Source organism: Planktothrix tepida PCC 9214, assembly GCF_900009145.1.
In the GTDB taxonomy this organism is placed as follows: Bacteria; Cyanobacteriota; Cyanobacteriia; order Cyanobacteriales; family Microcoleaceae; genus Planktothrix; species Planktothrix tepida.
Window position 1 is genome coordinate 247924 of record NZ_LN889812.1, and the last position, 26390, is coordinate 274313.

20 protein-coding genes are annotated in these 26390 nt (G+C 38.6%); 17 read left to right on the forward strand and 3 right to left on the reverse strand.

Features of this window, described 5'->3' with window-relative positions; all coding sequences use genetic code 11:
• Positions 1–21 precede the first annotated feature (21 nt).
• The 9 genes from PL9214_RS20980 to PL9214_RS21020 all read left to right on the forward strand — a co-directional run bounded on the left by PL9214_RS20980 (position 22) and on the right by PL9214_RS21020 (position 9497).
• A complete protein-coding gene (locus tag PL9214_RS20980; RefSeq protein WP_072720684.1) occupies positions 22–1032 on the forward strand; it encodes a CHAP domain-containing protein in 1011 nt (336 codons plus the stop codon).
• A 147-nt stretch (positions 1033–1179) separates the two neighbouring features.
• Entirely contained in the window at positions 1180–2583 is a 1404-nt protein-coding gene (locus PL9214_RS20985) for an ATP-binding protein (RefSeq protein WP_072720685.1), read from the forward strand.
• Between the two features lie 5 nt (positions 2584–2588).
• Positions 2589–3923: a tetratricopeptide repeat protein gene (locus tag PL9214_RS20990; protein WP_072720686.1), complete on the forward strand. Its 1335-nt coding sequence runs from the start codon at positions 2589–2591 to the stop codon at positions 3921–3923.
• A 19-nt stretch (positions 3924–3942) separates the two neighbouring features.
• On the forward strand, positions 3943–4464 hold the full coding sequence (locus PL9214_RS20995; RefSeq protein ID WP_072720687.1) for an ElyC/SanA/YdcF family protein: 522 nt from the start codon (positions 3943–3945) through the stop codon (positions 4462–4464).
• Positions 4465–4596: 132 nt separating this feature from the next.
• Positions 4597–5187, forward strand: coding sequence for a chromophore lyase CpcT/CpeT (locus tag PL9214_RS21000; protein WP_072720688.1), 591 nt, complete (start codon positions 4597–4599; stop codon positions 5185–5187).
• 58 nt (positions 5188–5245) lie between these two features.
• The gene (locus tag PL9214_RS21005; protein ID WP_072720689.1) at positions 5246–6403 is read left to right on the forward strand and encodes an NAD-dependent epimerase/dehydratase family protein; all 1158 of its coding nucleotides are present in this window, start codon (positions 5246–5248) and stop codon (positions 6401–6403) included.
• Positions 6404–6500: 97 nt separating this feature from the next.
• Entirely contained in the window at positions 6501–6929 is a 429-nt protein-coding gene (locus PL9214_RS21010) for a hypothetical protein (protein ID WP_072720690.1), read from the forward strand.
• Between the two features lie 4 nt (positions 6930–6933).
• Complete coding sequence (locus PL9214_RS21015) at positions 6934–7410, forward strand: DUF6575 domain-containing protein (RefSeq protein ID WP_072720691.1); 477 nt, start codon at positions 6934–6936, stop codon at positions 7408–7410.
• A gap of 116 nt (positions 7411–7526) precedes the next feature.
• Positions 7527–9497: a hypothetical protein gene (locus tag PL9214_RS21020; RefSeq protein WP_072720692.1), complete on the forward strand. Its 1971-nt coding sequence runs from the start codon at positions 7527–7529 to the stop codon at positions 9495–9497.
• Positions 9498–9679: 182 nt separating this feature from the next.
• On the opposite strand, the gene PL9214_RS21025 is transcribed toward PL9214_RS21020, so the two are convergent.
• Together PL9214_RS21025 and PL9214_RS21030 are read right to left on the reverse strand one after the other, a co-directional pair.
• Positions 9680–14671: a type I polyketide synthase gene (locus PL9214_RS21025; RefSeq protein WP_072720693.1), complete on the reverse strand. Its 4992-nt coding sequence runs from the start codon at positions 14669–14671 to the stop codon at positions 9680–9682.
• 131 nt (positions 14672–14802) lie between these two features.
• The gene (locus PL9214_RS21030; protein ID WP_072720694.1) at positions 14803–16038 is read right to left on the reverse strand and encodes an RNA-guided endonuclease InsQ/TnpB family protein; all 1236 of its coding nucleotides are present in this window, start codon (positions 16036–16038) and stop codon (positions 14803–14805) included.
• A gap of 301 nt (positions 16039–16339) precedes the next feature.
• On the opposite strand from PL9214_RS21030, the gene PL9214_RS21035 reads away from it, so the two are divergent.
• The 3 genes from PL9214_RS21035 to gshA all read left to right on the forward strand — a co-directional run bounded on the left by PL9214_RS21035 (position 16340) and on the right by gshA (position 19570).
• Positions 16340–17320: a DMT family transporter gene (locus tag PL9214_RS21035; protein ID WP_072720695.1), complete on the forward strand. Its 981-nt coding sequence runs from the start codon at positions 16340–16342 to the stop codon at positions 17318–17320.
• A gap of 85 nt (positions 17321–17405) precedes the next feature.
• Complete coding sequence (locus tag PL9214_RS21040; protein WP_072720696.1) at positions 17406–18443, forward strand: sterol desaturase family protein; 1038 nt, start codon at positions 17406–17408, stop codon at positions 18441–18443.
• 5 nt (positions 18444–18448) lie between these two features.
• Positions 18449–19570, forward strand: a complete 1122-nt coding sequence (gene gshA / locus PL9214_RS21045; protein WP_072720697.1) for a glutamate--cysteine ligase — start codon at positions 18449–18451, stop codon at positions 19568–19570.
• 49 nt (positions 19571–19619) lie between these two features.
• Here gshA and grxC read toward each other — a convergent pair whose 3' ends face one another.
• Positions 19620–19877 carry a glutaredoxin 3 gene (gene grxC / locus PL9214_RS21050; protein WP_072720698.1) on the reverse strand — a complete coding sequence of 86 codons (258 nt, stop codon included), beginning with the start codon at positions 19875–19877 and terminating at the stop codon, positions 19620–19622.
• Between the two features lie 50 nt (positions 19878–19927).
• On the opposite strand from grxC, the gene PL9214_RS21055 reads away from it, so the two are divergent.
• The 5 genes from PL9214_RS21055 (at position 19928) to PL9214_RS21075 (ending at position 26371) form a co-directional block, all read left to right on the forward strand.
• Positions 19928–21427: an FAD-linked oxidase C-terminal domain-containing protein gene (locus tag PL9214_RS21055; protein WP_072720699.1), complete on the forward strand. Its 1500-nt coding sequence runs from the start codon at positions 19928–19930 to the stop codon at positions 21425–21427.
• A gap of 156 nt (positions 21428–21583) precedes the next feature.
• Positions 21584–23329: a fatty acyl-AMP ligase gene (locus tag PL9214_RS21060; protein WP_072720700.1), complete on the forward strand. Its 1746-nt coding sequence runs from the start codon at positions 21584–21586 to the stop codon at positions 23327–23329.
• A gap of 60 nt (positions 23330–23389) precedes the next feature.
• Positions 23390–24376, forward strand: a complete 987-nt coding sequence (locus tag PL9214_RS21065; protein ID WP_072720701.1) for an acyl-CoA desaturase — start codon at positions 23390–23392, stop codon at positions 24374–24376.
• Between the two features lie 71 nt (positions 24377–24447).
• Positions 24448–25401: an acyl-CoA desaturase gene (locus tag PL9214_RS21070; protein WP_072720702.1), complete on the forward strand. Its 954-nt coding sequence runs from the start codon at positions 24448–24450 to the stop codon at positions 25399–25401.
• A gap of 37 nt (positions 25402–25438) precedes the next feature.
• Positions 25439–26371 (forward strand): acyl-CoA desaturase, encoded by a 933-nt coding sequence (locus PL9214_RS21075; protein WP_072720703.1) that lies wholly within the window; start codon positions 25439–25441, stop codon positions 26369–26371.
• Positions 26372–26390 lie beyond the last annotated feature (19 nt).

The following is a 26390-nucleotide window of genomic DNA, read 5'->3' on the forward strand; positions in this document are numbered from 1 at the left end:
ACAATAATAGGAGAACAATTTATGCCTAGTCCTTCAGACTTTGGAATTAATCTTAGTTCTATTAACTATCAAGCGGCAGGTAATAAGATTGTTGCTGGTAACAATGATCCTACTTTTTGGTGTACTGAATTTGCTTATGGTCGTGCAATTGAAAAGGGATTATTTCAAAATAATCAAGGTTTCGGAGCCAAATACTTTGGTAATGCTGGCTACTGGGATGATAATTTGGGAGGATGGACTCGTCAACCCCAAACTAATAGTTTTGTGGTTTGGGATCCCGGGCAAGCGGGAGCCGGTTCTGTCGGTCATGTAGGTTTTGTGGAACGAGTTAATTCTGATGGTTCATTCACTTTATCAGAAGCCAACTGGGCGGGACAATATTTTAACTCTCGCACTGTATATCCTGGAACAACTGCATTTAATAGTGCGAAATTTGTACCGATAACAGGTGGAACAACTCCACCTCCAGGGGGAACTCCTACATCTGGCAACGATAATATTACCGGAGGTGCAGGTAACGACAATATCAATAGTTTAGCTGGAAATGACACTGTATCAGGAGCAGCAGGAAATGATACCCTAAATGGTAATAGTGGTAACGATCAACTATTTGGCAATGATGGGAATGATTCATTACTAGGTTGGACAGGAAACGATACCGTAACGGGTGGTAATGGTAACGATGTCTTAGATGCCTTTTATTACAGTGGTCTTGGTGGTAATGGAGAAATTGATTACTTAAGAGGAGATGCAGGTGTAGATACCTTTGTGATTGGAGATTATTACGGCAAAGGTTACTTAGGAAATGGTCATGCTGTCATTGAAGATTTCAACTGGCGGGATGACTATATCAAAATCCAAGGTAGTTTAAGTCAATATGCCCTTAAGCCTGGCAATCTTTACGGCTATTCTGCTAATGATACTGCAATTGTTTTAAGCAGTAATAATAGTGAAGTATTAGCGATTGCTCGTAACGTATCCACAGCTAATAGTACAATCCGCTATTCTTCATCTGATTTTCTTTCAGCTTAATTTTCTTTCTATGGGGTGAATGATTTTTTATCAATCATCTCACCCCATTTCTAAAAGCAACCTATGATTTGAGATAATTTTCCCCAAATGTATTAAAATCTGATTATTAAAGCTAATAACCCTAAGAAATCAATTACTCCTATTATAATGTCAGTTAGTCTTAGAGCCTCACAATCAGGCCGAGTATCCATCGAGCAAGCCCGCAAAAAGAAAGGCTGGTCAGCTAATTCTTCAATGTGGTGTAGCTACGTTCCTACATCACCAGCTACCTTGAAACGATTTCGAGAAGGAAAAGCAATCAGCCAAGATGCTTTCATTAAACTCTGTGAAACTGTTGGTGTAAAGTGGGAGGATGTTGTCGATCATTCTAGTCCGACATCTTCTCAACCTGAACAAGTTCCCGAATTTTTTCAATTTGATGAATCTTGGGTTGGTCGAGAACAACTCCTCACCGAATTAAAACAGAAAATAGAAGGTTGTTGTCGAGTTTTGATTATTACAGGAATTACAGGAATTGGGAAAACAGCTTTAGCTGAAAAATTAGTCTTTGATTTACGGAAAGATTGGTTAAAAGATGACTGGACAAAATTTCATTCAGAGAATTTAGATAATCAAAACCAAGCCTCAGATTTTGCTAGTGTTGCAGTTCGTTGGCTTGAAAAATGGGGACAGATTGTTACCTTAGAAGACCGTAAAAATACAGAACAAATCCTCCATCGTTTAGTCAATTTCTTGGTTAAAAATCGTTATCTTGTGGTTATGGATTCCCTAGAATTGATTATGAAAGGGAATGAAGACGAAGGCTGGAGTGATTTTGAAGATGAAGGGTGGGTTAAGTTTTTTCACGGTTTATTAGCGAGTTCTATTTGTCAAAGTCGCTTAATTCTCACGACTCAAGAATTACCCGGACAAATAGATTCTCGCTATAAAAATTTTTGGGATTCTCAACTTTTAAGTGGACTTGAAGCATCAGAACAACTAGCATTGTTTGAAAAGACAGGATTAGATATTGAACCTGCTTCTGGTCATCAACCTTATTTAGAGCGTATTGGTAAAGCGTATGAAGGTCATCCTTTAGCTTTAAGGGTTATTTCCGGTGAAATTGGTGACAAACCCTTTTTTGGTAATGTGATTGCTTACTGGAATACATACGGAAAGGAAATTGAAGAAGTAGAAAAAGCGATCGCAGAAGCTAAAGAACAAGGTATAATTCAAGGTGCGAATGACCAATGGAAATTAGACCGATATACTGGGAATCTCAGAAAAAGAGTCCGTTCTCGACTAGAAATTACCTTTAGTCGTTTAGAAAAAGATGCGTTTAATGCTTATCTTCTACTCTGTTCAGCTTCCATCTATCGCTGTGCTGTGACTCCTGATTATTGGTTAAGTTTATTAGAAGATGATTGTGAAGAAGAAGAACAAGAAATTGCTTTAGAAACATTGCGCGATCGCTTTCTTTTTGAAGATAGTGTAGAAAATAATCAATCTGTAATTAGACAGCATAATTTAATCCGCAGTATCGCCCTAGAATATCTGAAAAACATGGATTAACTCTGATGACTCAACTCTTAAATCAAGCTTTATATCAAAACTCTATTGATTTGATTTTAGAACAATTAAATCTTGATTCTGCCTTTTTTAAAACCCTACCCCGTTTTCAACGGATGAATTATAAAGCTACGGTTAGGTTTTTGAGTGACTATAAAACTCATTCAGATGAACAATCTTCACAAAAAGTCAACAATAGCTTATACGCTTTACATCACCTGTGTACAATTCCCGAATGGGTACTAACTGATTCTACTATAATCACTATTTTTGAACTTCCTATTGCTATTAATCCTTCTACGACTAATCTATTACTCCCTTTATCTGAATATCTATCTTTCAAAGGTTCTTATCAAACTTTACTGGGGGTCACTCAAGAAATTATAGATTCATTAAAAACCAGTAGCAAGGTTTTAAATGATATTTTACTTTTAAAAGCTATAACGTTAAGTAGTTTAAATCAAAATCCGACACAGGTTTTTCAGATTCTTGAAGAAATTTCTGCTACATCCCATCCTCAATCTTTACAACATATAAAAGCAAATTGCCATTTAGCAATGTATCAAGTTTCCTTGGGAAATTATCAAGATGGAATCAGGAACTTGCAAAAATGGTTAGTGATTATTGATGAAAATTTGAAGCATCAAAATCTAGCTCAATCAGATTTTCAGCTTGATGATATTAAAACGGGAATGCTTGAGATTTTGGCTTATTATGAAATGAATGCTAGTCATTTTGATCAAGCTTTAGAAATTTATGAGCAAGTTATTAGCCTCAGAAAAGAACGGGGATTAATTCATCGAATAATTACTCCACAAGTGCATCAAGGCATTATTTTACGGAGAAAAGGACAGTATGACCAAGGAATTAAAATTTTGCAAAATGCTCAAGAAAAAGCGCAACAAATTAACGATATTCAAGCTCAAGTGTTTATTGCTCATCATTTAGGTTATATCTATCTTAACCAAAGAAATTTGACAGAAGCAAAAAAATTAGCAACAATAGCCTTTGAAGGGTATAAAAAATTAGATGATTTCCGAGGAATTTCTGATTGTTATGAACAATTAGGTCTGATTAATCTAGCAGAAAATGATGGTGAAACGGCTATCCAAAATTTTAAAATAGCACTAGAAATTAGACAAACCATTTTTAACTTGCATGGAACAGCTAGTTGTTTATTGGATTTAGCTTTAGCTTATTGGTATCAAAAACAAATTCTGAAATCCTTTTTCTTCTTAATTAAAGGCTTTCAATCCTATGCTCAAGTTGGAATTTTAAATGGCGTTAGATTCAGGCGAATGCTAAAAATAGCTTATACTTGGATTCTGGGTAGACCAAACTAAAAAATCTAAGGAAATCAATATGAAAATAGGAATTGTTTGTGGCTATGGTAATATTGTAGATGATAACTTAAAAAATTATATTGATTTGGTAATTTTTTATATTACGGAGGATAAGATAGATAAATTAATTCTTAGTGGGGGATGTAGTTTTACAGGATCAAATATTTCTGAAGCTCAATTAATGAAAGAATTAATCAGAACTAAAATATTAGATATAGATATATGTTTAGAAGAAGAATCTTTAACAACTTTACACAATTTATTATATTCAAAGCGATTTTTAGATAATCTGGAATATTATCAAATTCAAGCTATTTATATATACTGTGATCAAGTTCGTTATTTTAAAATAAATTGTTTAGCTAAAATCATTTTTAGAGATGATCCAGTCAAAATAATTAAATTACAAAGAAAAGAAAAACCCTTGATTTATTTAGCACAAATTCCCTCTCTATTTATTCAATGCTTAGGAGCAATTTTTCCTAATATTGAAAAACACATTTTAATCAACAAGAAAAAATGGATTCAAAAATATAGATAGGAGTAATAACTCCCAGATACAGCTTGTGTCAGTGTTGTCGGTATAGAATCGGGACAAAAGAATACATCAATGAACTGTGGAATGTCATCTATATTATAATAACTTTGATTCTGATCTCAATCCAATTTTGTCATGACTCATTCCACTGATATTATCAAACTAGCGCAATTAATGGCGGCTGACTTCAGTAACCAAGCGCAAGCCTTTGAAAACCCGCCTTTTTTTGCCCATATTCGGGTTTGTATGCGTCCCTTACCTGTCGCCTTATTAGACGGTGTTAGCTTGTATTTAGAACAAGCCTATGATATTAACTTAAAACAACCCTATCGTGTGCGGGTGTTGAAATTAGTCGATAAACAAAATCACATTGAAATTGAGAATTATGTGATTGAAAACGAGCAGGAATTTTATGGTGCTTCCCGTGAACCCGCACGACTACAACAGTTAACAAAAGACCGTTTGAAAAAAATGGAAAGATGTTCTTTTATTACCCATTGGACAGGACATAGTTTTAAAGGAGAAGTCGAACCAGGTAAAGGATGTATAGTGGAACGCAAAGGAAACGTCACCTATCTAGCGAGTGAATTTGAAATTGATGAACATCGCTTTATTAGTCACGACCGAGGACACGACCCCAAAACCGATGAACAACTATGGGGTGCCTTAGCAGGGCCATTTGAATTTGTGCGCTGGACAAGTTTTGCGGACGAGGTAAAAATTTGATCCCCTTTCCTGATAAATTTACCCAATATTGGCACATCAAGATTCAACAAGTGTATTTATGAAAGTCCTGGTTATTGGTGGTGATGGCTACTGCGGTTGGGCCACAGCGTTGTATTTGTCCAATCGTGGCTATGAAGTCGGTATTCTGGATAGTTTAGTTCGACGTCACTGGGATCAACAACTGTGTATTGATACGTTAACCCCTATTGCCCCGATTCAGCAACGGATTCAACGTTGGAAAGATTTAACAGGAAAGTCTATTGACCTGTTTATTGGGGATATCAATAACTACGATTTCCTGATCAAGAGTTTACTCAAGTTTGAACCGCAAGCCATTATTCACTTTGGAGAACAACGTTCTGCACCATTCTCAATGATTGATAGAGAACACGCCGTTCTCACCCAAGCAAATAACGTTATTGGCAACCTCAACCTGTTATATGCGATGCGGGAAAATTTTCCCGATTGTCATTTGGTGAAGTTGGGAACGATGGGAGAATATGGAACCCCCAATATTGATATTGAGGAAGGCTATATTACCATCGAACATAATGGTCGTAAAGATACTTTACCCTATCCCAAACAACCCGGCAGTTTCTATCATCTCAGCAAGGTACATGACAGCCATAATATCCATTTTGCCTGTAAAATTTGGGGTTTACGGGCAACGGATTTAAATCAAGGCGTTGTTTATGGGGTTCTGACGGAAGAAACGGGGATGGATGAGTTGTTAATTAACCGTCTCGACTATGATGGTGTGTTTGGAACTGCGTTAAACCGTTTCTGTATTCAAGCCGCTATTGGTCATCCCTTAACGGTCTATGGAACAGGCGGACAAACTAGAGCCTTTTTAGATATTCGGGATACGGTACGCTGTATTGAATTAGCATTAGAAAATCCGGCGGATTCTGGACAATTCCGCGTCTTTAATCAGTTTACCGAATTACATAGCGTCGGTGACTTAGCCATGATGGTGAAAAAAGCGGGAATTGCTTTAGGATTAGATGTGGAAGTCGAGAATATTCCTAATCCCCGTGTTGAATTAGAAGACCATTATTTCAACGCTAAAAATACCAATCTATTGGATTTAGGATTACAACCCCATTTCCTATCGGATTCTTTGTTAGATTCGCTGTTGAATTTCGCTATTAAGTATAAGGAACGGGTTGATAATACCCAAATTATGCCTAAAGTCTTATGGCGTAATCCCGGTTAATTTAGGATCATGTTTACTGTAGAGAAAGCTTAGGTTCTCTACAGTAAGCTTTGGGTTTTGTAAAGTGTTATGATAGACTGAATCGGGAGGGTCGTGATTGACGTTTAAGTATCAAGAACATATTAATGAACTTTCTAATTGTCCACCTACAGATTATCAACCCATAGAAATGACAGCTTATCGGTTTGTATTTGAGGAAAATCAGGAACAGTCAGAAAATAGTTTTTTACCTGTTTTGATCATAAAACCTCACCGAAAATTTAATACACCTCAACAATGTTGTCAAGGTTATGCTCTGTCATTATTTAATACTCAAAACCATGCAGAACAACGCTATAATCAGCTAAGAAAAAACCGACCTAATATCAGTCAAACATTAGGAACTCATCTTGCAAAAGGAATCATTGACAAGACAGATGGTATTGCTTCATCAGTCGATCAAAAAGGACATTTTAGTCTTCATGAATTTCAACATACAGACTTATCGCAAAAATTTGAAATTATTACTCCATTAGAGACAAGTTAAGCTTATGAATCTTTTAAATGGTTGTTCTTTAAATAAATTTCCACTTCATCTTCAGTATGTGGCTGATCTGATTTATTTTGATGGGCCATTATTATCATTATTTGAAAATCAATCTGGAGAAAGCTATCTTTACTGTTGGTCTGATGTTAATGCTGTTTATAACAGATGGCTAGTTTTTCGAGTAACTAAAAATTCTCTGCAAAATTATCTACAGGGTCAAGTTTCTTTAAGAGATTTAATTTTAAATCCTGTTGATGGTTTTCATTATGCGATTGATATTGATAATGATTTAGAAGTTAAAAATACTTTTTGGGTACTTCCTGAGAATTTACCGGATTCTTATGTCCCCGAAGAAGACTCTTATCATGATCCTTCATTATTAAATCCTGAACGAGGTGAAGAAGATATTAAATTAATTAAAAATTTAATTATTCCTAAAAAAGGTAATCAAGTGGTAGTCCTTACTTCAGAGAAACTTTAGATATTGTTTTAGGAATTCTCGCTGAAAATGAGATACTTTTAACTTTCTACTAAAGAAAATATTATGGTAAATTACAGTTAGATAAGTATTCATCCGACTAGCCAGGAGGTATAATAATGGATGTTGTCAAAGTTTTAAGCTTAAAAAATCAGCTAATTAATATCGTAGAAAAAATACAATTATCTCTTAGCAGTTCTGAACTTGACTCTTCTAATATTTTGCAATTTATACAAGAAATTAAACCCGATTTAAAAACCATAAATACTAAAATCAACGACGAGAAAAGAAATCATTCAGTTTTTGGTGCGCTTGATCAGTTATCGTTCATGGATGCTAATCAAGATACTGCAAAACAAGAGAAAATTCAATATGCTAAACGCCTAGATTTGATGAATCAGATTGCTATTGATAGCGGGTTATTATTGAATCTTGTTGAGTTACTAGAATATTACTTTGATTCTGAACAATATCCCGTGATTAAAAATGCTCTCTGCTATTTAGTCGATATTATTTTAATCGAATTAAACAACTGGACAGATGAGAACGATAGTAGAGAATTTATAGAAAAATATGATTGGAGTCGCTTAATTGATTCTTTAATGCAGTTTGAACAATCCCTTAATTTAACCTCTGCTAATCCTTTAATTACTCAATCTGAAATTAATATTAATTCAATTTTTGCTCATTTGCAAACTTATCGCTTGCGTTTAAATGAACAGTATGAACAATTAATTCAAACTTCCCTTGAGTTACAGCGTCAGCAAGAAGCAGAATTACAACGTCAACAGGAATTAGAATTACAGCGTCAACAGGAAGAAGAATTACAGCGTCAACAGGAAGAAGAATTACAACGTCAACGGGAATTAGAATTACAACGTCAACGGGAATTAGAATTACAACGTCAACAGGAATTAGAATTACAACGTCAGCAAGAATTAGAATTACAACGTCAACAAGAATTAGAATTACAGCGTCAGCAAGAATTAGAATTACAACGTCAACAAGAGTCAGAATTACAGCGTCAACAGGAATTAGAATTACAACGTCAACAGGAATTAGAATTACAACGTCAACAAGAGTCAGAATTACAACGCCAGCAAAAAGCAGAATTAAAGCGTCAACAGGAAGCAGAGTTAAAGCGTCAACGGGAATTAGAATTACAGCGTCAACAACAGGAAGAATTACAACGCCAGCAAGAAGCAGAATTACAGCGTCAACGGGAATTAGAATTACAGCGTCAACAACAGGAAGAATTACAACGTCAACGGGAAGAAGAATTACAACGTCAACAAGAAGCAGAATTAAAGCGTCAACAAGAAGCAGAATTACAGCGTCAGCAACAGGAAGAATTAAAACGTCAACGGGAAGAAGAATTACAACGTCAACAAGAAGCAGAATTAAAGCGTCAACGGGAAGAAGAATTACAACGTCAGCAACAGGAAGAATTGCGACATCAACGCGAAGCTGAATTAAAACAGAAAAAGGAAAAAGAAATTCGTCAGTTAATGATAATTGTTGCTGCTGTAATCTTATTAGGAGGACTTGGACTGTTAATTTTTAATCCTTTTAAGTCTAAGCAAGAAAATCCAAATATTTTGGCTTCAGAAACTCCTCAAAGTCGTTTAGATACGGCTGAAAAGTTAGCAGTAGAAGCATCCAAACTCATTGAAAATCCTCCCCATCCTTTAACGGTTTGGCAACAAGCTCAAACTCAATTGCAAGATGCTATTCAACTATTAGAAGCAATACCTAAAAATTATTCTGACTCTGAAAAAATCAACCAAAAATTACAAATTTATCAAAAAGATTATAACTCCATTAGCCAAATTTTAAATAAAGAACAAAAAGCAACAAATGATTTAGAATCTGCTAAAAAACTTGCTATGGAAGCATCAGTTATGCTGCAAAATCCTCCAGAATCTCTGAGTGTTTGGCAGGAATCAGAACAAAAATGGAAACAATCTATTAATTTACTTGAATCTATTCCTAAAGATTCTTTTATTTATCCTGAAAGTCAAGATCGACTAAAAATTTATCGAACAAATCATGAAGCAGTAGCCCAAAAAAACCAGCAGAAAAATCAATAATCAGACCCTATTAACCCTCACAGGGATTCCTTTTTCCGTTCAGAAAACTTTTTTTTGAGCTTCTATATTTTCATTTTTGAATTTAGGATTATAACCCCATTATTTGTCTGATTCTTTATTAGATTCGCTGTTAAATTTGTATAAAGAACGGGTTGATCAGATCCAAATTATACCCAAAGTGCTCAGGAATTGGGGAAAGGTTGATAGGCTAATAGCTCTTGGGATATCAATTGCAAAATCTGCTCTTGATGACTATCCAAAAACAGATGTTTACCATCAACCTGATGTAGCTTAAATGACTTGTTAGTATGAACGCGCCAAGCGGAAAGATGGTCTTGATTCAAAAATTTATCCCCACAACCCACAAAGCTAGTAATAGGACAATCTAGCGGTTTTTCTTCTGTGTAAGAATAGTGATCTTTTTGGAGCACAGATGCTACTTTCAAGGAATTTAGCAACACTTGTAAAAATGGATCATCTTCTCCAACTGAATTAGATAGTTCTATATTCGTTAAATCTTTCACGAACTTGAGTAAATCGGAGTGAGACAGGTTTTCTAAGGAAGGATAGGGATAAAGAAGTTGGGGAGCGTGTTGAGCACCGACAAAGAAATGAATCGGTTGCTTATGATGATGACGACGCAAATAACGACACAGTTCAAAATTAATTAATGCTCCTAAACTATGACCATAAAAAGCAAATTCCAGATCAAGATAAGGTAACAAAAATTCTGCCAAATCTGCCACTAATGGAGTCAGATACTCAAAAGTCGGTTGACTTCCAGTATATGTTTGAGGAGCAAGTCCGATAGCATAAACTTCAACATCTGGTGGTAAACGATTTGACCAATTTTTAAACACAGAAATATCTCCTCCCCCATGAGGAAAACCGAAAAGACGCAACTTAGCATTGGGTTTTCCTTGACGATCAATAATCCATTTGGGTGAGGTTTGTGACGGTTCTAAATTAATTAACGGTTTCTCTTTTTCTGTCAGTGATTGATTAAGATGACAATCAGATGATACTCTCATTAACTCAGATTTTTCCTTGAGTTTTTTCAGGGAATAGAGAGAAGCCATAATAGAATCTGAATCAATTCCAAAGTCAATTAAACAAGCAATTTCATCAACTCCAATAGCTTGTAATTGTTGCACCATTAACCCACAACTTTCGGGCGTACCAATTAAAGCGCTAGTTTGAAAATAACGCTCAAAAGCATAAGCCAATAAATGTACTCTTTCTTTGGACTCCAAACCCTCCAGATTCGTAATTCCATGTCTCCACAGATTCACAGAACTTTCTAAATAAGCAGTAAATGGCTTCCTAACTTTATGGCGCACTAAATTCATATCTTCGCCAATGAAAGTATGCAGCATCAAAGTCACTTGTCCCGCCTCTGCATCATAGCCATTTTTTGCCAATGACTCTCGATAACAAGCAATTTTTTCGGCTAATTCTTCAATGGGTTGGAACAGAAGTGCAGTTAAAACATTAGCCCCCATCGCACCCGCTTCAACAAATCTTTCTTTTCCCCCAGTACAAGTAATCCAAATCGCTATTTCCTGTTGTTTAGGTAGGGGATAAATCCGGGTTTCAGTTTCTTTACCTATACCATTTTGTAACAAAATTGATTCACCTTGCCACAACTTCTGCACAGTTTTAATCCCGGAAAACATCACTTCTGCACTATTAGCAAATTGATTAGGCGCTAAAACAAAATCATTTGGGTTCCAACCCCGAGCAAAAGCAACATCTACACGCCCTTGGGAAAGGTTATCCACCACCGCCCACTCTTCAGCCACTCGGATAGGGTTATGTAGGGGTAAAACCACGCTACCCGCACGAATACGAATGCGATCTGTTACCATTGCCAGAGCAGAACCCAAAACCGCAGGATTGGGGTAAAGTCCACCAAAAGCATGAAAATGGCGTTCGGGTATCCAAACTGCGCTAAAGCCATGTTTATCAGCGAATTGGCTACTTTCTATTAATAATCTGTACTTGTCATCTTTGAATTCAGCTTCGTTACTGGCAAAATATAATAAGCTAAATTGCATCGCTTTTTTGCCAACGGGGAATGGACTGATTAACTTTTTGTGCTCCTCTTCAACCGTTGAAACTGGGTTTTCTGGATCACCAGCTAAGTGCAGCGCTAAAGATTCAATAGTCGGAAAATTCCAAACAATTGTGGCTTCTAAGGAACGTCCGAGCAATTGTTCTAAATCTTTAGCTAATTTTACTGCTCCTATGGATTTGAGTCCATAATCCAGAAAAGATTTTCCTGATTTGCTATTGTCTGTTAATTGAATTTCTCCGGGTAAATTTTGATGCAGCCAATTGACTATCCAATTTTGAATTGATTCGGCTGTAGGAGTCAAAACCAATGAAGCTAAATCGTCAGTAGAATCAGAATTTAGAGTTGTTTTTAAATCGGGGTTTGATGGGGTTTTCAGACTATTTTGACAAGCTATTTCTGGGTTTGATACTGGGTTTGATAATGGGGTAGTTTGGTAAAAACTATTGGCATCTTGATCAAACCAGTATCGTTGTTTTTGGAAGGGATAAGTTGGTAGTAATTGCCAATTTCGAGGATAATCCCGATCAAAACCATGCCAATCTACAGGAACTCCTTGTAAATATAAAGTTGCTAAATTTTGCAGGAGTTGTAGCCAGTCTGACCCATCGGAACTAGCCCCCGTTAACCAAACCCCCACACCCGGATCTAAACACTCTCTACCCATTGCCAAAAGTAGAGATTGGGGGCCTACCTCCACAAAGACTTTATAACCTTGATGATCAAGAGTCTTGATGCTATCAGCAAATCGGACTGGCTGGTGAATCTGATTGCACCAATATTCAGGAGTTGCGATTTCTGCTTGAATGGGCTGTGCCGTAATCGGAGAAATGATCCTAATTTTTGGGGATGAATAAGTTATGGTTGAAGCAATGGGTTTAAAGGCGGTGGCAACGGGTTCCATTAAAGGAGAATGGAAAGCTAGATTGTAGTTTAACTTTCGGGTTTTAATATTATCATTTTGCAAAGTTGCGACGACGGCTTCAACTGCCTCAATTTCACCCGAAATAATGATATTTTTAGGACTGTTGACGGCTGCGATCGCCACCTTATATCGATAAGGTGCAATAGCAGTTTCCACCTGGGTCACATCCGCCAAAACCTCCACCATTACTCCCTGCGGCGATAAAGATTGCATTAAATGTCCCCGTTGGGCGACTAGACTGAGGGCATCTTCTAAACTAAACACCCCAGCCACACAAGCTGCTACATATTCACCCAGGCTATAACCCATAACAGCATCCGGGATGATCCCCCAAGATTTCCATAACTCAGCTAAGGCATATTCCAGGGCGAATAAAGCAGGTTGGGTATAGGCTGTTTCAGTTAATAAATGAGTGGCTGTGTTCTGATATTCTGGATATAAAATTTTTAGTAGTGGCTGATCTAAATAAGGGCGGAGAATTTCTTGGCAGCGATCTAAAATAGCCCGAAAAGTCGGTTGAGTTTCGTAGAGTTGACGACAGGAATTAAGATATTGAGTCCCCTGTCCAGGGAATAAAAATACTATTTTGGGTTGCTGACCCTTGAGCGATCGCTTTTTATCCCTTCCCAAAATATCAGTTTGATGAGCAATAGTCGCTAACTTTTCTACCAATACTGCCTGTGATTCTGCCACAACAGCTAAACGATGGTCAAAATGAGTTCTTCCGGTATTAGCACTGAAACAGAAGTCTGCTAGGGAAAAATTAGCATCACTGTTCTGCAAGTTTTCTCTATAAAGATTTGCCAGGTCTAATAGTGCCTTTTCGCTCTTGGCTGATAGGGTCAGAAGATGTAGGGGACGTTCCATCGGGGTGATACTTTTCCGAGGTAATAACGGAGCTTCTTCTAAAATGACATGACAGTTAGTACCCCCAAAACCAAAAGAACTTACTCCAGCAAATCTTGACTCTGTGCTTGAAGTCCAAGGCTCTAAAGCGGTTGGGATCGAGAAAGTTGTCCCGGCTAAAGAAATATAAGGATTGACTTGTTTAATATGTAGATTAGGAAAAATCTGTCGATGTTGCAGGGATAGGGTTGCCTTAATTAAACTTGCTATTCCAGCCGCCGCTTCTAAATGACCAATACTACTTTTAACTGAGCCCAGCCAACAAGGTTGATCTGGTTCTCGATTTGGCATTAATATTGTTTTTAAGGCTTTATATTCAATAGCATCTCCTAAAGCCGAAGCAGTCCCGTGGGTTTCCACATAACCAATTTGATTGGGTGAGACTTCAGCATTTTCCAGCGCTTGTTGAAGCAGTCTTTGTTGAGCCAGTCCATTAGGAGATGTAATCCCATGACTCAGACCATTATGGTTAACAGCCGACCCTCTAATAACAGCTAGAATATTATCTCTATCTTTAAGGGCATCATCAAGGCGTTTGAGAACAACAATTCCGCACCCTTCACCCCTAACAAAACCATTCGCTTCAGCATCAAAAGTTTTACAGCGACCATCAGGAGATAGCATCCCTTTGAGAGAAAGAGCAATTGATTCTTCTGGAGATAAACGTAAAGATACTCCTCCAGTAATAGCCAAATTAGACTCACCAGTGCGTAAACTCTCACAAGCTAAATGTACAGCAACAAGAGAGGAAGAACAAGCGGTATCAATCGCTAAACTAGGCCCTTGCAAATTTAACAAGTAAGATAAGCGATTAGCTACAAAACAAAGAAATGTGTGGGGCCCATCTTCAGCATCTATGGCAGATATATCTTTATAAAGCAGTCTATTATGATCGCTTTGGCTCATGCCAATGAATACCCCTGTTTTACTACCTGCTAATGTATGGGGGACGATACCAGCATTTTCTAAAGATTCCCAAGCCACCTCTAATACCAGTCTATGATGGGGGTCTATGCGCTGGGCATCACCGACGGGAATCTCGAAAAAGTCAGGATCAAAATGATCGATATTATCTAAGAAGCCGCCCCAACGGGACACGGTTTTTCCCGGTGTACCTGCTTTGGGAGTATATAGATCATTAATATCCCATCGCTGTATCGGGATCTCAGTGATGGCATCTAGGCCTTCCTTCAGTAGTCTCCAGAAGGATTCTATATCTTGAGCTTTGGGGAAACGACAACCCATTCCAATTATTGCGATAGCTTCCATAAAAATATTCTTTATTTATTGCTTGAGAATTGTTAGTAATAACCATAGTGGCAGCTAGGAGAATAGCTGAATTAGGATTTTACCACTTCTAGCAATATTGGAGCGATGCCTCGTGAACTACCCACACTTCTCTACGAGTAGAGACGTGCCATGGCACGTCTGTACGGGCTTCCAACTTCGACGGGGATAGCATCTGATAGAACAAAAGTTTTACCAGATGACTTACATCCCCTCAGATTGGCAGTGTCGCTAGTTCCTAACGACAGAATCCGCAAGGCTTCATTTTTGATATTAATTGAAGCATTTATATCTCGATCATGGAGAGTTTGGCAATTTTCACAAGTCCAACTTCTAATATCAAGGGGTAAACTACCCACTTGATTAAGGCAGACATTACAAGTTTTAGAAGAAGGGAAAAACCGATCAATTTCGATATAGGTTTTCCCTTCTTTTTCGGCTTTGTACTTCAACATTGTACAGAACATTCCCCAACCACAATCACTAATTGCCTTAGCTAATTTAGGGTTTCTGACCAGATTCTTAACTGCCAGATCTTCTACAGCAAGTACAGACGTGCCATGGCACGTCTCTACGTTTTCGTTAACTATCTTGCGGGATAGCTTGTGCAGAAAATCTTCTCGGCAACGAGCGATTTTAGCGTGGAGTTTAGCAACTTTTAATCGGGCCTTTTGTCTACTATTACTCCCTTTTTGTTTACGAGATAATTTTTGTTGTTTTCGTTTTAAGTTGTGTTGATGTTTGGCAAAGTGTTTGAGGTTACTATATTTATCACCATCACTGGTAATTGCAAAATGGGTTAATCCTAAATCAATCCCAATCGCTTTTCCATTAGTTGATGAATTAGGTATTTCCTTGCCATCATCAACCAAGATGGATGCGTAGTATTTCCCGTCACGATTCTTTGAGATAGTAACGGTTTTAATTGTCCCCTCAAATTCTCGGTGGCGACGACAATAAATCAACCCAATCTTGCCGGGTAATTTCAGATAATCCCCTTCAAAGGTAACATTTTGAGGATAACTGATTGATTGTCTACCGTGTTTGGATTTGAATTGAGGTAATCTAGCCCGTTTTTCAAAGAAGTTTTTGTAAGCGGTAGATAAATTAAGAGCGACAACTTGTAAACATTGAGAATAGGCATCTTTTAACCAAGGATATTCCTTCTTCAGTTGAGGTAATAATCCTTGAATCGCTTTTCTTGATAACCCTTTTCCTGTTTGTTTATAAGTTTCTTGACACAAATTCAGGGCATAATTCCAATACCAACGACAACAGCCAAAGCTTTTGGCTAAGACAATCTGATGTTCAATCGTTGGATAGATTCGGAACTTATACCCTTGAAACATTATCGCTTTCAAAACTATTAGATATAATCTAACATATTATTGTTAATTTTGTCGGGATTCACCGCTTAAAATTAACTTGGGGGAGTCCATGTAACCCACACTGATTTGGTGGTTATCTTTTGGTGAGTGTGAAATTCAGTGTGGGACTTATCGCTCCCCCAAACCCCCTCGTCAGTTAAAATACTTAATCTTCTATTATAGAATCAAGCTTAATCAGGTATATTGTAGAATAACTTGCAATATGTAGTCTGAGCATCACCAAGTATATACTTGCCGTTCAATCAACATTCCTTAATAAATTATGACTATCACAGTCAATGTTCCAGAAGTACAAACTGAAACAAAACCAACTCTGAACACTTTACTGTTAATTCCCCTAGCAGTATTTATGTTGTCTCTAGCACCAATATTTATCAGAGTCAGCGAACAAGAAATTAGTCCTAATGCTACAGTCTTTAATCGGTTTTTGATTTCTACTGTCATCCTTGGGGTTTGGGAGATCATCACAATTATCAGTAGTAAAGTATCCCAGAAACCCCCTAAACCCCAGGAGTCTTGGACTCTTCAGGATATAGGATTATTTGTACTAGCTGCGGGTTTTGGTGCGGCTAATTTAACGGCTTGGGCTTGGTCTTTAACTCAAACCAATATCGCTAATTCCAATTTATTGCATAATTTCACCCCATTCTTTGCCACTTTAGGCGGTTGGCTATTTTTAAAACACAGGTTTGACAGCAAATTTATTATGGGTTTGATTTTAGCTTCAGTCGGTGCGTTAACTATTGGTTTTGAAGATTTTAACTTAACGAGCACTCATTTTAGAGGAGATGCGATCGCTTTACTTTCATCTGTATTTTATGCGGGCAATGCTCTCTGTGCAGAAAAACTACGAGCTAAGTTTTCGGCAACAACTATCATATTATGGAGTTGTTTGTTCAGAACTCTTTGGCTGTTACCCATAACTTTGATTTTTGATGATCAAATTTTTCCCATTTCCGTGAATGGATGGTTAGCCGTAATTTCCCTCGCACTTTTCTGTCAAGTTCTAGCGACGGTGATTATGTTCCATAACCTGAAAAAGTTTTCATCAGGTTTTGTATCTTTGTTTCTGTTGCTTGATCCAATTATTACTGCCATATTAGCCTGGGTAATATTTTCCGAAAAACTCACTATCCTCAACTGGGTAGCGTTTTTTGCCGTGTTGGCTGGGATATATTTAGCTAAATCTGCTCAAGGTTCTCAGAAAGCAGCCATTCAAGAAATTACTGTTGACTCAGACTAAATATTTTTGTCTCGGCTCCAATGCTAAATCAGTAATAAAAATTAGCAAATTTCAGCACCCCCTACTCTCTGTTTCTAAACATTCCATGACACCAGAATTAACAACTTGGGTAGCAGACCTAGAAAGATTACTAGGTCAAATTCTTGAATATTTTCGCAGTCAAATCTTCCATCACCTTAATGGTAGCCGTCGCCTTTATTGGCTATATTTATTAACTTCTCTGTTATTGGCTGGACTGGTTTATTGGCGATCGCAACCTAAGTCTGATCTTAACTTTAAAGGATTTCTTAGTTTTTGCTTCCCCAAAGAAATCTACTTTCATCCTTCAGCCCTGCTAGATTATCAAATCTTTATCATCAATAATATTCTCGCTCCTGGTAATTTGCGTTTAGCGTGGTTTGAAACATCATTAGTAGCATCTCTAGTCAATAATTGGCTGCAAGCAACCTTTGGTTATTTTGGCGGATTCACAACCGAAAACTTGGGATCGCTCGTGATTTTTACCCTCTTATTTGTTGCAGTTTTTGACTTTGCATCTTACCTTAACCATGCTTGGCATCACCAAAATCCTATCCTGTGGCAATTTCACAGTCTACATCATTCCAGTGAAGTCTTGACCCCCATTAGTTTATATCGTTCTCACCCCTTATATGAACTTAATAAAAAGCTGATTACTACAGCCATCAGCGCTCCTTTACAAGGGATACTAATTTATCTATTTTTTGGTAAAATCCATGTTATAACTCTATTTGGTCTGAATTTTTTGGTCGCTCTATATTATATGGCAGGTGGTAATCTTGCCCATTCTCACATCTGGCTTGATTATGGAAAGATAGGGAACCATATTTTTATAAGTCCAGTTCTACACCAAATTCATCACAGCATAGCACCCCAACACATTAACAAGAACTACGGGGAGTTTTTGGGAATTTGGGACTGGATGTTTGGGACTTTATATCTACCCGAAAAAGAGGAAAAATTAGAATTTGGTATTGGCAAAAACCAACCTCAGCCTTATCCGACTTTAACCCAGGCTTATTTAGATCCGGTAGTCAATGCCATTAATTTACTAATTGCCAAAATTCCTGGAAAAAGTGGAATTAAAACCATTAACTTGGATTAAATATTATGCTATTAACGAAAGGCTTTGAATTAGAAATATTTCTGGGTACTCCCCAAGGTGATCCGATTCCTTTGGCTGAAAAAATTATCGGCAAAGTGGATAGGTTTATGCAAGAAACAGACGAGCGCCATATAGAATATACAACTGAACCTCTTGCCAGCTATAACCAGCTTTTAAGTCAATTAATATTACCGCGAATTCAACTCAGAAAATATCTCCAAACCTTGGGAGAATATACCCTAATTCCTGGAAGTACATTATCATTAGGAGGAAGCGATCGCTTTTATCGTTCAGGAGATACAAATCCTTATTTAGAATATATTGAGCGCAACCACGGAACTAATGTGGTTACTGCTAGTGTTCATATCAACATTGGTTTTAGTGATCCAGAACTGCTGATCCGAGCTTGTCGGCTGATTAAAATGGAAGCACCCTTATATTTAGCCTTAAGTGCTTCCTCTCCATTTCTGGATAATCAAATTACGGGTTATCACTCTACACGCTGGCACATTTTACCCCATTCTCAATATCATATTCCCCTATTTGAAAATCAGGCCGAATATATTGAATGGGTAGAAGGACATTTAGCCACAGGAACAATGTTTAATGTTCGTCATCATTGGGATAATGTTCGACCCAATGGCGATCGCCGACCTTATGATCTTAATCGGCTAGAACTCAGAATTTGTGATTTAGTGACAGATCCTCATTCTCTTCTGGCTATTACCGCTTTGTTAGAAGCGCGGCTTTTGCAATTGATTAATGATCCGAGAATTGACCCTTTAGAAATGAGTCAATTACCAGCAACAACCCGGAAACAAGACTTAATTGATTTAACAAAAGCGAATGAAGCCGCCGTCAAAGTATCTAGTTTAGAAGCTGAGTTAAGACATTGGCAAGACGGTAGAAAAATTCTAGCTCGACATTGGATTAATGAAATTTATAATGATGTTTTGCCCTTCGTAAAACAGCAAGGCTTTGAGCATTTTCTCTTACCTATACAAACAATTTTACAGGAAGGAAATACTGCACAAAAGTGGTTAAAAATGTATGATCAAGGTACTGATATTCGCTCAATTATTACCCAAGATATTCAAGAACTGGTCAAGCAAGAACTTGACCATTAAGGCAGGTATTCTACATCCCACGCTTGAAAGACGTGGGCTTTGAATACTGTTATTGTAAAAGTTCGTCCAGTTTTCCCTGCTTATCTAATGCGGAAATATCGTCAAAACCACCAATATGTTGATCATTGATGAAAATTTGAGGAACACTCCGTCTGCCATTAGCTCGTTCTGCCATCTTAGCTCTAGCGTCTTCATCCCCATCAATAGAGTATTCAGTAAATTCAACCCCTTTCTTCTTAAGTAAGGCTTTGGCTCTAGGGCAAAAAGGGCAATAAGTCCAAGTGTAAATTTCTACTTTAGCCGTCATGGTATGTTTAATCGAGGGATATCGTTTTTTATTTTAGCGTGATCGACAAAATGATTAATCAGAATATCGCCTCTCCTCTACAAGTACAGAAGAGCCATGGCGTGTCTCAATGGCAAAAAATTGCCCCAAAATTTGAGGCGGTTGTGGGTAAAAAAGGAGTTGTCCAACGTCAGGAAGAATTGCTCACCTATGAATGTGATAGTTTAACAAGCTATCGTCAACGTCCCGCATTAGTGGTACTACCCCGCACTACTGAACAAGTAGCAGAGGTAGTAAAAATCTGTTATGAAAACCAAATTCCTTGGGTGACGCGGGGTGCGGGAACAGGTTTATCTGGAGGTGCACTACCCGTTGAAGATTGTGTTTTAATTGTCACCACCTTAATGAACAAAATCTTAAAAGTTGACCTAGAAAATCAGCGAATTATTGTGCAAGCTGGTGTGATCAATAATTGGGTGACTCAAGCCATTAGTGGTAAAGGTTTTTATTATGCACCAGATCCTTCCAGTCAAACGGTTTGTACAATTGGGGGTAACATTGCGGAGAATGCGGGGGGTATTCATTGCTTGAAATATGGAGTAACAACGAATCATGTCTTGGGATTAAAATTGGTAATTCCTGACGGTTCTGTAGTTGATGTTGGGGGAATCATTTCAGAAATGCCCGGTTATGATCTCACGGGTTTATTTATCGGTTCAGAAGGCACTCTAGGTATTGCCACAGAAATTACTTTACGCATTATTAAAACACCTGAAGCCATTGGTACTGTTCTAGCAGACTTTACCACTATTGAAGCCGCAGGTGATACGGTTACTCATATTATTAGTGCTGGAATAATTCCGGCGGCAATGGAATTAATGGATGGGACTACGATTAAAGCGATTGAAGATGTTATTAATACCGGATGTTATCCTAGAGATGCTGAGGCAGTTTTGTTGATAGAGGTTGATGGTTTAGCAGTAGAAGTTGAAAGCAGTAAACAGCAGGTTGCTAAAATTTGCCAACAAAACGGAGCCAGAAATGTAATCATTGCTAGTGACGAACAAAGGCGAATCAAACTTTGGCAAGGACGTAAAACAGCCCTAATTGCATTAGGTTATCAAAGTCATTATTTTCTTCAAGATGGAGTGATCCCTCGGACTCAATTAGTCGCTGTTCTTAAGGAAATTTCAGCTTTAGGAAATCAATATGGGTATCGTATTGCTAATGCCCTTCATGCGGGTGATGGCAACTTACATCCAGTCATTCTTTATGATCATTCCGTTCCTGGTGCTTTTAAACAGGTTGAAGAATTAAGTGGCGAAATTCTAAAACTTTGTGTGAGAGTGGGTGGAAGTATTTCTGGAGAACATGGTATTGGTGCTGATAAAAAATGTTTGATGCCGGAAATGTTTAATCATATTGATTTAGATACCATGCAATGGCCGCGCCTAGCTTTTAATCCTCAAGGTTTGGCAAATCCAGGTAAGATGTTTCCCACACCTCCGACTTGTGGTGAAGCTGCACAGGCTCAAAAAATGGGGCGGTTTTCAGATTTAGAAGTATTTTAGTGATCTGGGTTTTGGGGAGTAGGGGGCGAGGCGTTTGTCTATGAAGCAGGAGTACCCACTGCCATTAGTGAAACGTTGACAGTGGTACTTCACTTAGGCATTGTAACAATGGTAGTATGTCGTAGATGTGCTGTATATAGCTTTTGAGTATTAATAATGGGGAAAATAGAAAAAAGGGATTTAACTTTAGTAGAAATACTACGGGATCAGGCCGTTGCTCAACCTAACCAAATAGCATTTAAGTTTCTTCCAAATGGAGAACAAGAATCAGATCAATTAACCTATCAAGAATTGGATCAAAAAGCCAGAGCAATTGCCTATCAACTGGGTCAGAAAATTAATCGGGGCGAAAGAGTATTATTATTATATCCACCCGGTTTAGAATTTATTAGTGCTTTTTTTGGATGTTTATATGCTGATGCGATCGCAGTTCCTGTTAATCCTCCTCGACCCAACAGACCAGCAACTCGGCTTTTAACAATCAAATCAGATTCACAAGCAACATTAGCACTAACTACAACATCTCTATTCAGCAAACTCAAATCACAACTAACTCATTATCCCGAATTAGCAACTTTACCTTTAATAGTTAGCGATGAAATTAGTATTGATCTAGCTTCAAATTGGGAGAAATCAACAACAACAATAGATTCTTTAGCTTTTCTCCAATACACATCTGGATCGACAGGAACACCAAAAGGAGTAATGGTAACTCATGGTAATTTACTCCACAATTCGCAGTATATCAAACAAGCCTTTCAACTGACACAAGACAGTATATCGGTTAGCTGGCTACCCAGTTTTCATGATATGGGTCTAATTGATGGAATTATTCAGCCTTTGTACACCGGATTTATGGGCGTATTGATGAAACCCGAAAGTTTTATCCAACACCCTTGGCGATGGCTACAGGCAATTACAAACTACAAAGCAACCCACTGCGGCGGGCCTAATTTTGCCTACGATCTTTGCGTTCAGAAGATTACCAATGAACAACTTGAAACCTTCGACCTCAGTAGCTGGGAAAGTGCTTACAGTGGTTCTGAACCCGTGCGGAGAGAAACTTTAGAGCGTTTTATTGCTAAATTTGCCCCTTGTGGTTTCCCGGCTAAGAGTTTTTATCCCTGCTATGGGATGGCTGAATCTACCTTAATGATTTCAGGGGGACTGGTTCAAGAAGAACCCATTTACTGCACCGTTGCAGCCGACGCATTAGAGCAAAATGGGGTGACAGAAGCATCTAAAGACGTTGAAAATGTTAGACATCTCGTTGGATGTGGACGAGGTTGGCTAGATACCAAAATTGTCATCGTTGAACCCGAATCTTTTCAGCAATGTCATTCAGGTCAAGTCGGGGAAATCTGGGTATCGGGTGAAAGTGTTGCCCAAGGCTATTGGAACCAACCGGAACTTTCAGAACAAGCCTTTGGAGCTTATCTAGCAGATCCTCATCATGGGCCGTTTCTCCGCACTGGAGATCTAGGATTTTTGCGAGAGGGTGAGCTATTCATCACGGGACGGATGAAAGATATGATTATTATTAGAGGTCGCAATTATTACCCCCAAGATATTGAAATAACAGTAGAAACCAGCCATCCAGCGTTGCGAGGCAATTGTTGTGCAGCTTTTGCAATAGAAAAAGATAATACAGAGCAGTTAGTCATAGTAGCTGAAGTCGAACGGACACATTTACGACATCTGAATGTCAAAGAGGTCGTAGCAGAAATCGGCGAAGCCATCATGCAGCAACATGAAATCCAGGCTTATGGCACGGTACTGATTAAAACGGGGAGTATTCCTAAAACTTCCAGTGGCAAAATTCAACGGCGTATTTGCAAAGAAAAGTTTCTGTGCGAAACTCTCAATATTGTCGGGGGAAAGATTGGAAAATCGGAGTTATAAATTCCTTGAGTTTTAAATTTTCCCCTGCTATTTAAACCTAGGTAAATTGAGGAAAGATCAATGTCTATACCCGTGGATAGCCCAACACCCAATATAAGCCCCAAGATCACCCTAGAAAATGATTATCTTAAATCCCTGCAACAGCGTTACGCCTTTGCTACTATCTTGATTCCTTTTTTTGGGTTATTAATAGCCATTTATACAACTTTTAAGTTTGGGATCAGTTCAGTAGACATTGGACTATTTCTGGTCATGTATACCTTGACAATGCTGGGAATAACAGTGGGTTTTCATCGACATTTTGCTCACGGTGCTTTTAAGACAAATACAGTCATTAGAATCCTGTTAGCAATATTAGGATGTATGTCCGCTCAAGGGCCTGTTATTCAATGGGCAAGTATTCACCGTCGGCATCATAAGTATAGCGATCGCCCAGGGGATCCCCACTCCCCCTTAATATACAAAGGAGAAAAATGGGCAACTCTGCGGGGATTGTGGCATGGTCAAGTTGCTTGGATGTTGAACAGTGACGTTACCAATACGGTTGTTTTTGCTAAAGACTTGCTCAGAGATCCAATAATTACCAAAGTCAATCGTTTCTATCTGACTTGGGTTATCCTGGGTTTAGCCATTCCGGCAATTGTAGACGGACTTCTCACGGGAACTTGGATAGGCATTTTACAAGGATTTCTCTGGGGGGGATTGGTGCGAATCTTTTGGGTTAATCATGCCTTTTGGACGATTAACTCCATTGCTCACTATTATGGACAACGCCCCTTTGATACCGAAGAGCAAAGCCACAACACATTCTGGCTATCTCTAGCCAACTTTGGAGAAGCTTGGCATAACAATCATCATGCTTTTCCACACTCAGCCTTGTTAGGTCTGAAATGGTGGCAAATTGATATTGGCGGTGGGGTGATTCTGGCTCTCCAAAAAGTAGGTTTAGCTTGGGATCTCAAAACCCCCACAGCCGGGATGATTGCAGAAAAGTTGAAGGTTAACAAACAGTCAGAAAATTTAACAATAGATGCCAGCAATTTCTAGTAAACTTGACTGAATCCGGATTTTTTCACTGCCAAATTTTTGTATTGCGTCATCTATTAGGAGTTCAGAGAATGACAACACATTTCGATACTGCCATACCCAATCAGAAGACAAAGGTTATTAGCAATGACTACATTAAAGGACTGCAATATAAACATTTTTGGTGGTACAATTTCATTCCCTTTTTAGGAACAATTGTGGCGATCATTTCTCTTTTGTGGCTACCCATTGGGCCAATCGAGATCGGAATGCTGATTGTGATGTGGGCTTTGACCATGACCGGGGTGAGTGTCGGTTTTCATCGCTACTATACCCATCGTGCTTTTAAAACTCACCAGAGCATTCGGGTGATATTCGCCATATTGGGTTCTGTAGCTGCCCAAGGGCCCTTAATTTCCTGGGTAGCCGTTCATCGTCGCCATCATGAGTGCAGTGATCTACCCGGTGATCCCCATTCCCCTAATCTTCACGGTCAGGGATTTCTCGGAACTCTCAAGGGATTATGGCATTCCCATGTTGGCTGGCTGATTGATCATGATTATCCTAATCCAACCTATTATGCCCCTGAACTCCTGCGAGATCAAAGCATATCCAAAATTAGCCGATTGTATCTAGTTTGGGTGCTTCTGGGTCTAGCGATTCCTACTATGATCGGCGGACTACTTCATTTGTCCCTAATAGGAGCATTGCAAGGCTTTCTTTGGGGTGGTGTTGTGCGCCTGTTTATTGTAGATAACATCATATTGAGCGTTAATTCCGTCTCTCATGTTTATGGGACTCGTGGTTTTAAGACAGGCGATCAAAGCAAGAATAACCCTTGGGTGGCTATCCCAACGTTTGGCGAGTCTTGGCAAAACAATCACCATGCGTTTGAAAGCTCTGCTGCTATCGGTTTGAAAGGGTGGCAAATTGATATTGGTTATGCAGTAATTTGGATCTTGGAAAAATTAGGCTGGGCTTGGGATGTAAATCTGCCCACCGCCAAGATGATAGAGGCGAAAACAATTACCCTAGCTCAGGATTAAAGTCCCGACTACAAAACTTATGTAGGTTGAGCCAACAATGCAAGCAATCACAATTAAAAGCGATCGCCTGAAAAGACAACAAGAAATTCACGGCATCAGCAATCTCATCATTCCCTTAAGCGGATCTGTAGCAGCAGTAGTCCTGGCTTTTCAGATCGGTGTTAGTGCCGTAGATATCTGGCTATTGCTAATTATGTATTTTTTAACAGCGATTGGCGTAACAGTAGGGCTGCATAGACACTTTGCCCACTGCGCCTTCGGGGCTAATCAGACGGTGAGAATTATCCTGGCTGTCCTGGGTTCTATGGCCGCAGAAGGCCCCCTCAATTATTGGGTAGCCACCCATCGCCGTCACCACAAATACAGCGATACCCCCGGAGATCCCCATTCTCCCTTTGTTAAAGAAGAGCAAAAATTGGGCTTTTTAGAAGGTGTATGGCATTCTCATGTCGGTTGGACATTCAATCATGAACTCACGAACACCTTTGTCTTTGCTAAAGACATGGTGCGAGATCCCATGCTGAACAGAATTAGCCAACTTTATTATTTGTGGCTATTTTTGGGAGTAGCGATTCCTGGTGTTATTGGTGGAGTAATCACCGGAACTTGGATGGGGGCGTTGACCGGAACATTATGGGGCGGCTTTCTCCGTATCTTCCTTCAACACCATTTAGGTTTTTGGACGGTTGGCTCTCTGGCCCATCTCTTAGGAAATCGTCCCTTTGAGACTGACGACTATAGCCGCAATAACCTCTGGGTTGCCTTGTTCACCTGTGGAGAATGGCACAACAACCACCATGCTTTTCCTTATGCGGCTATTCATGGTTTCCACTGGTGGCAAATCGATGTCGGTGGCTTCGTGATTCGACTACTGGAAAAGCTAGGTTTGGTTTGGGACTTGAAAATGCCTACAGCCGAAGCGATCGCCGCTAAAAAAAGAAAGGTGAGTTGTAATGAAGCCTGCAACTAGCCTTCAAGTTGAGCATTAA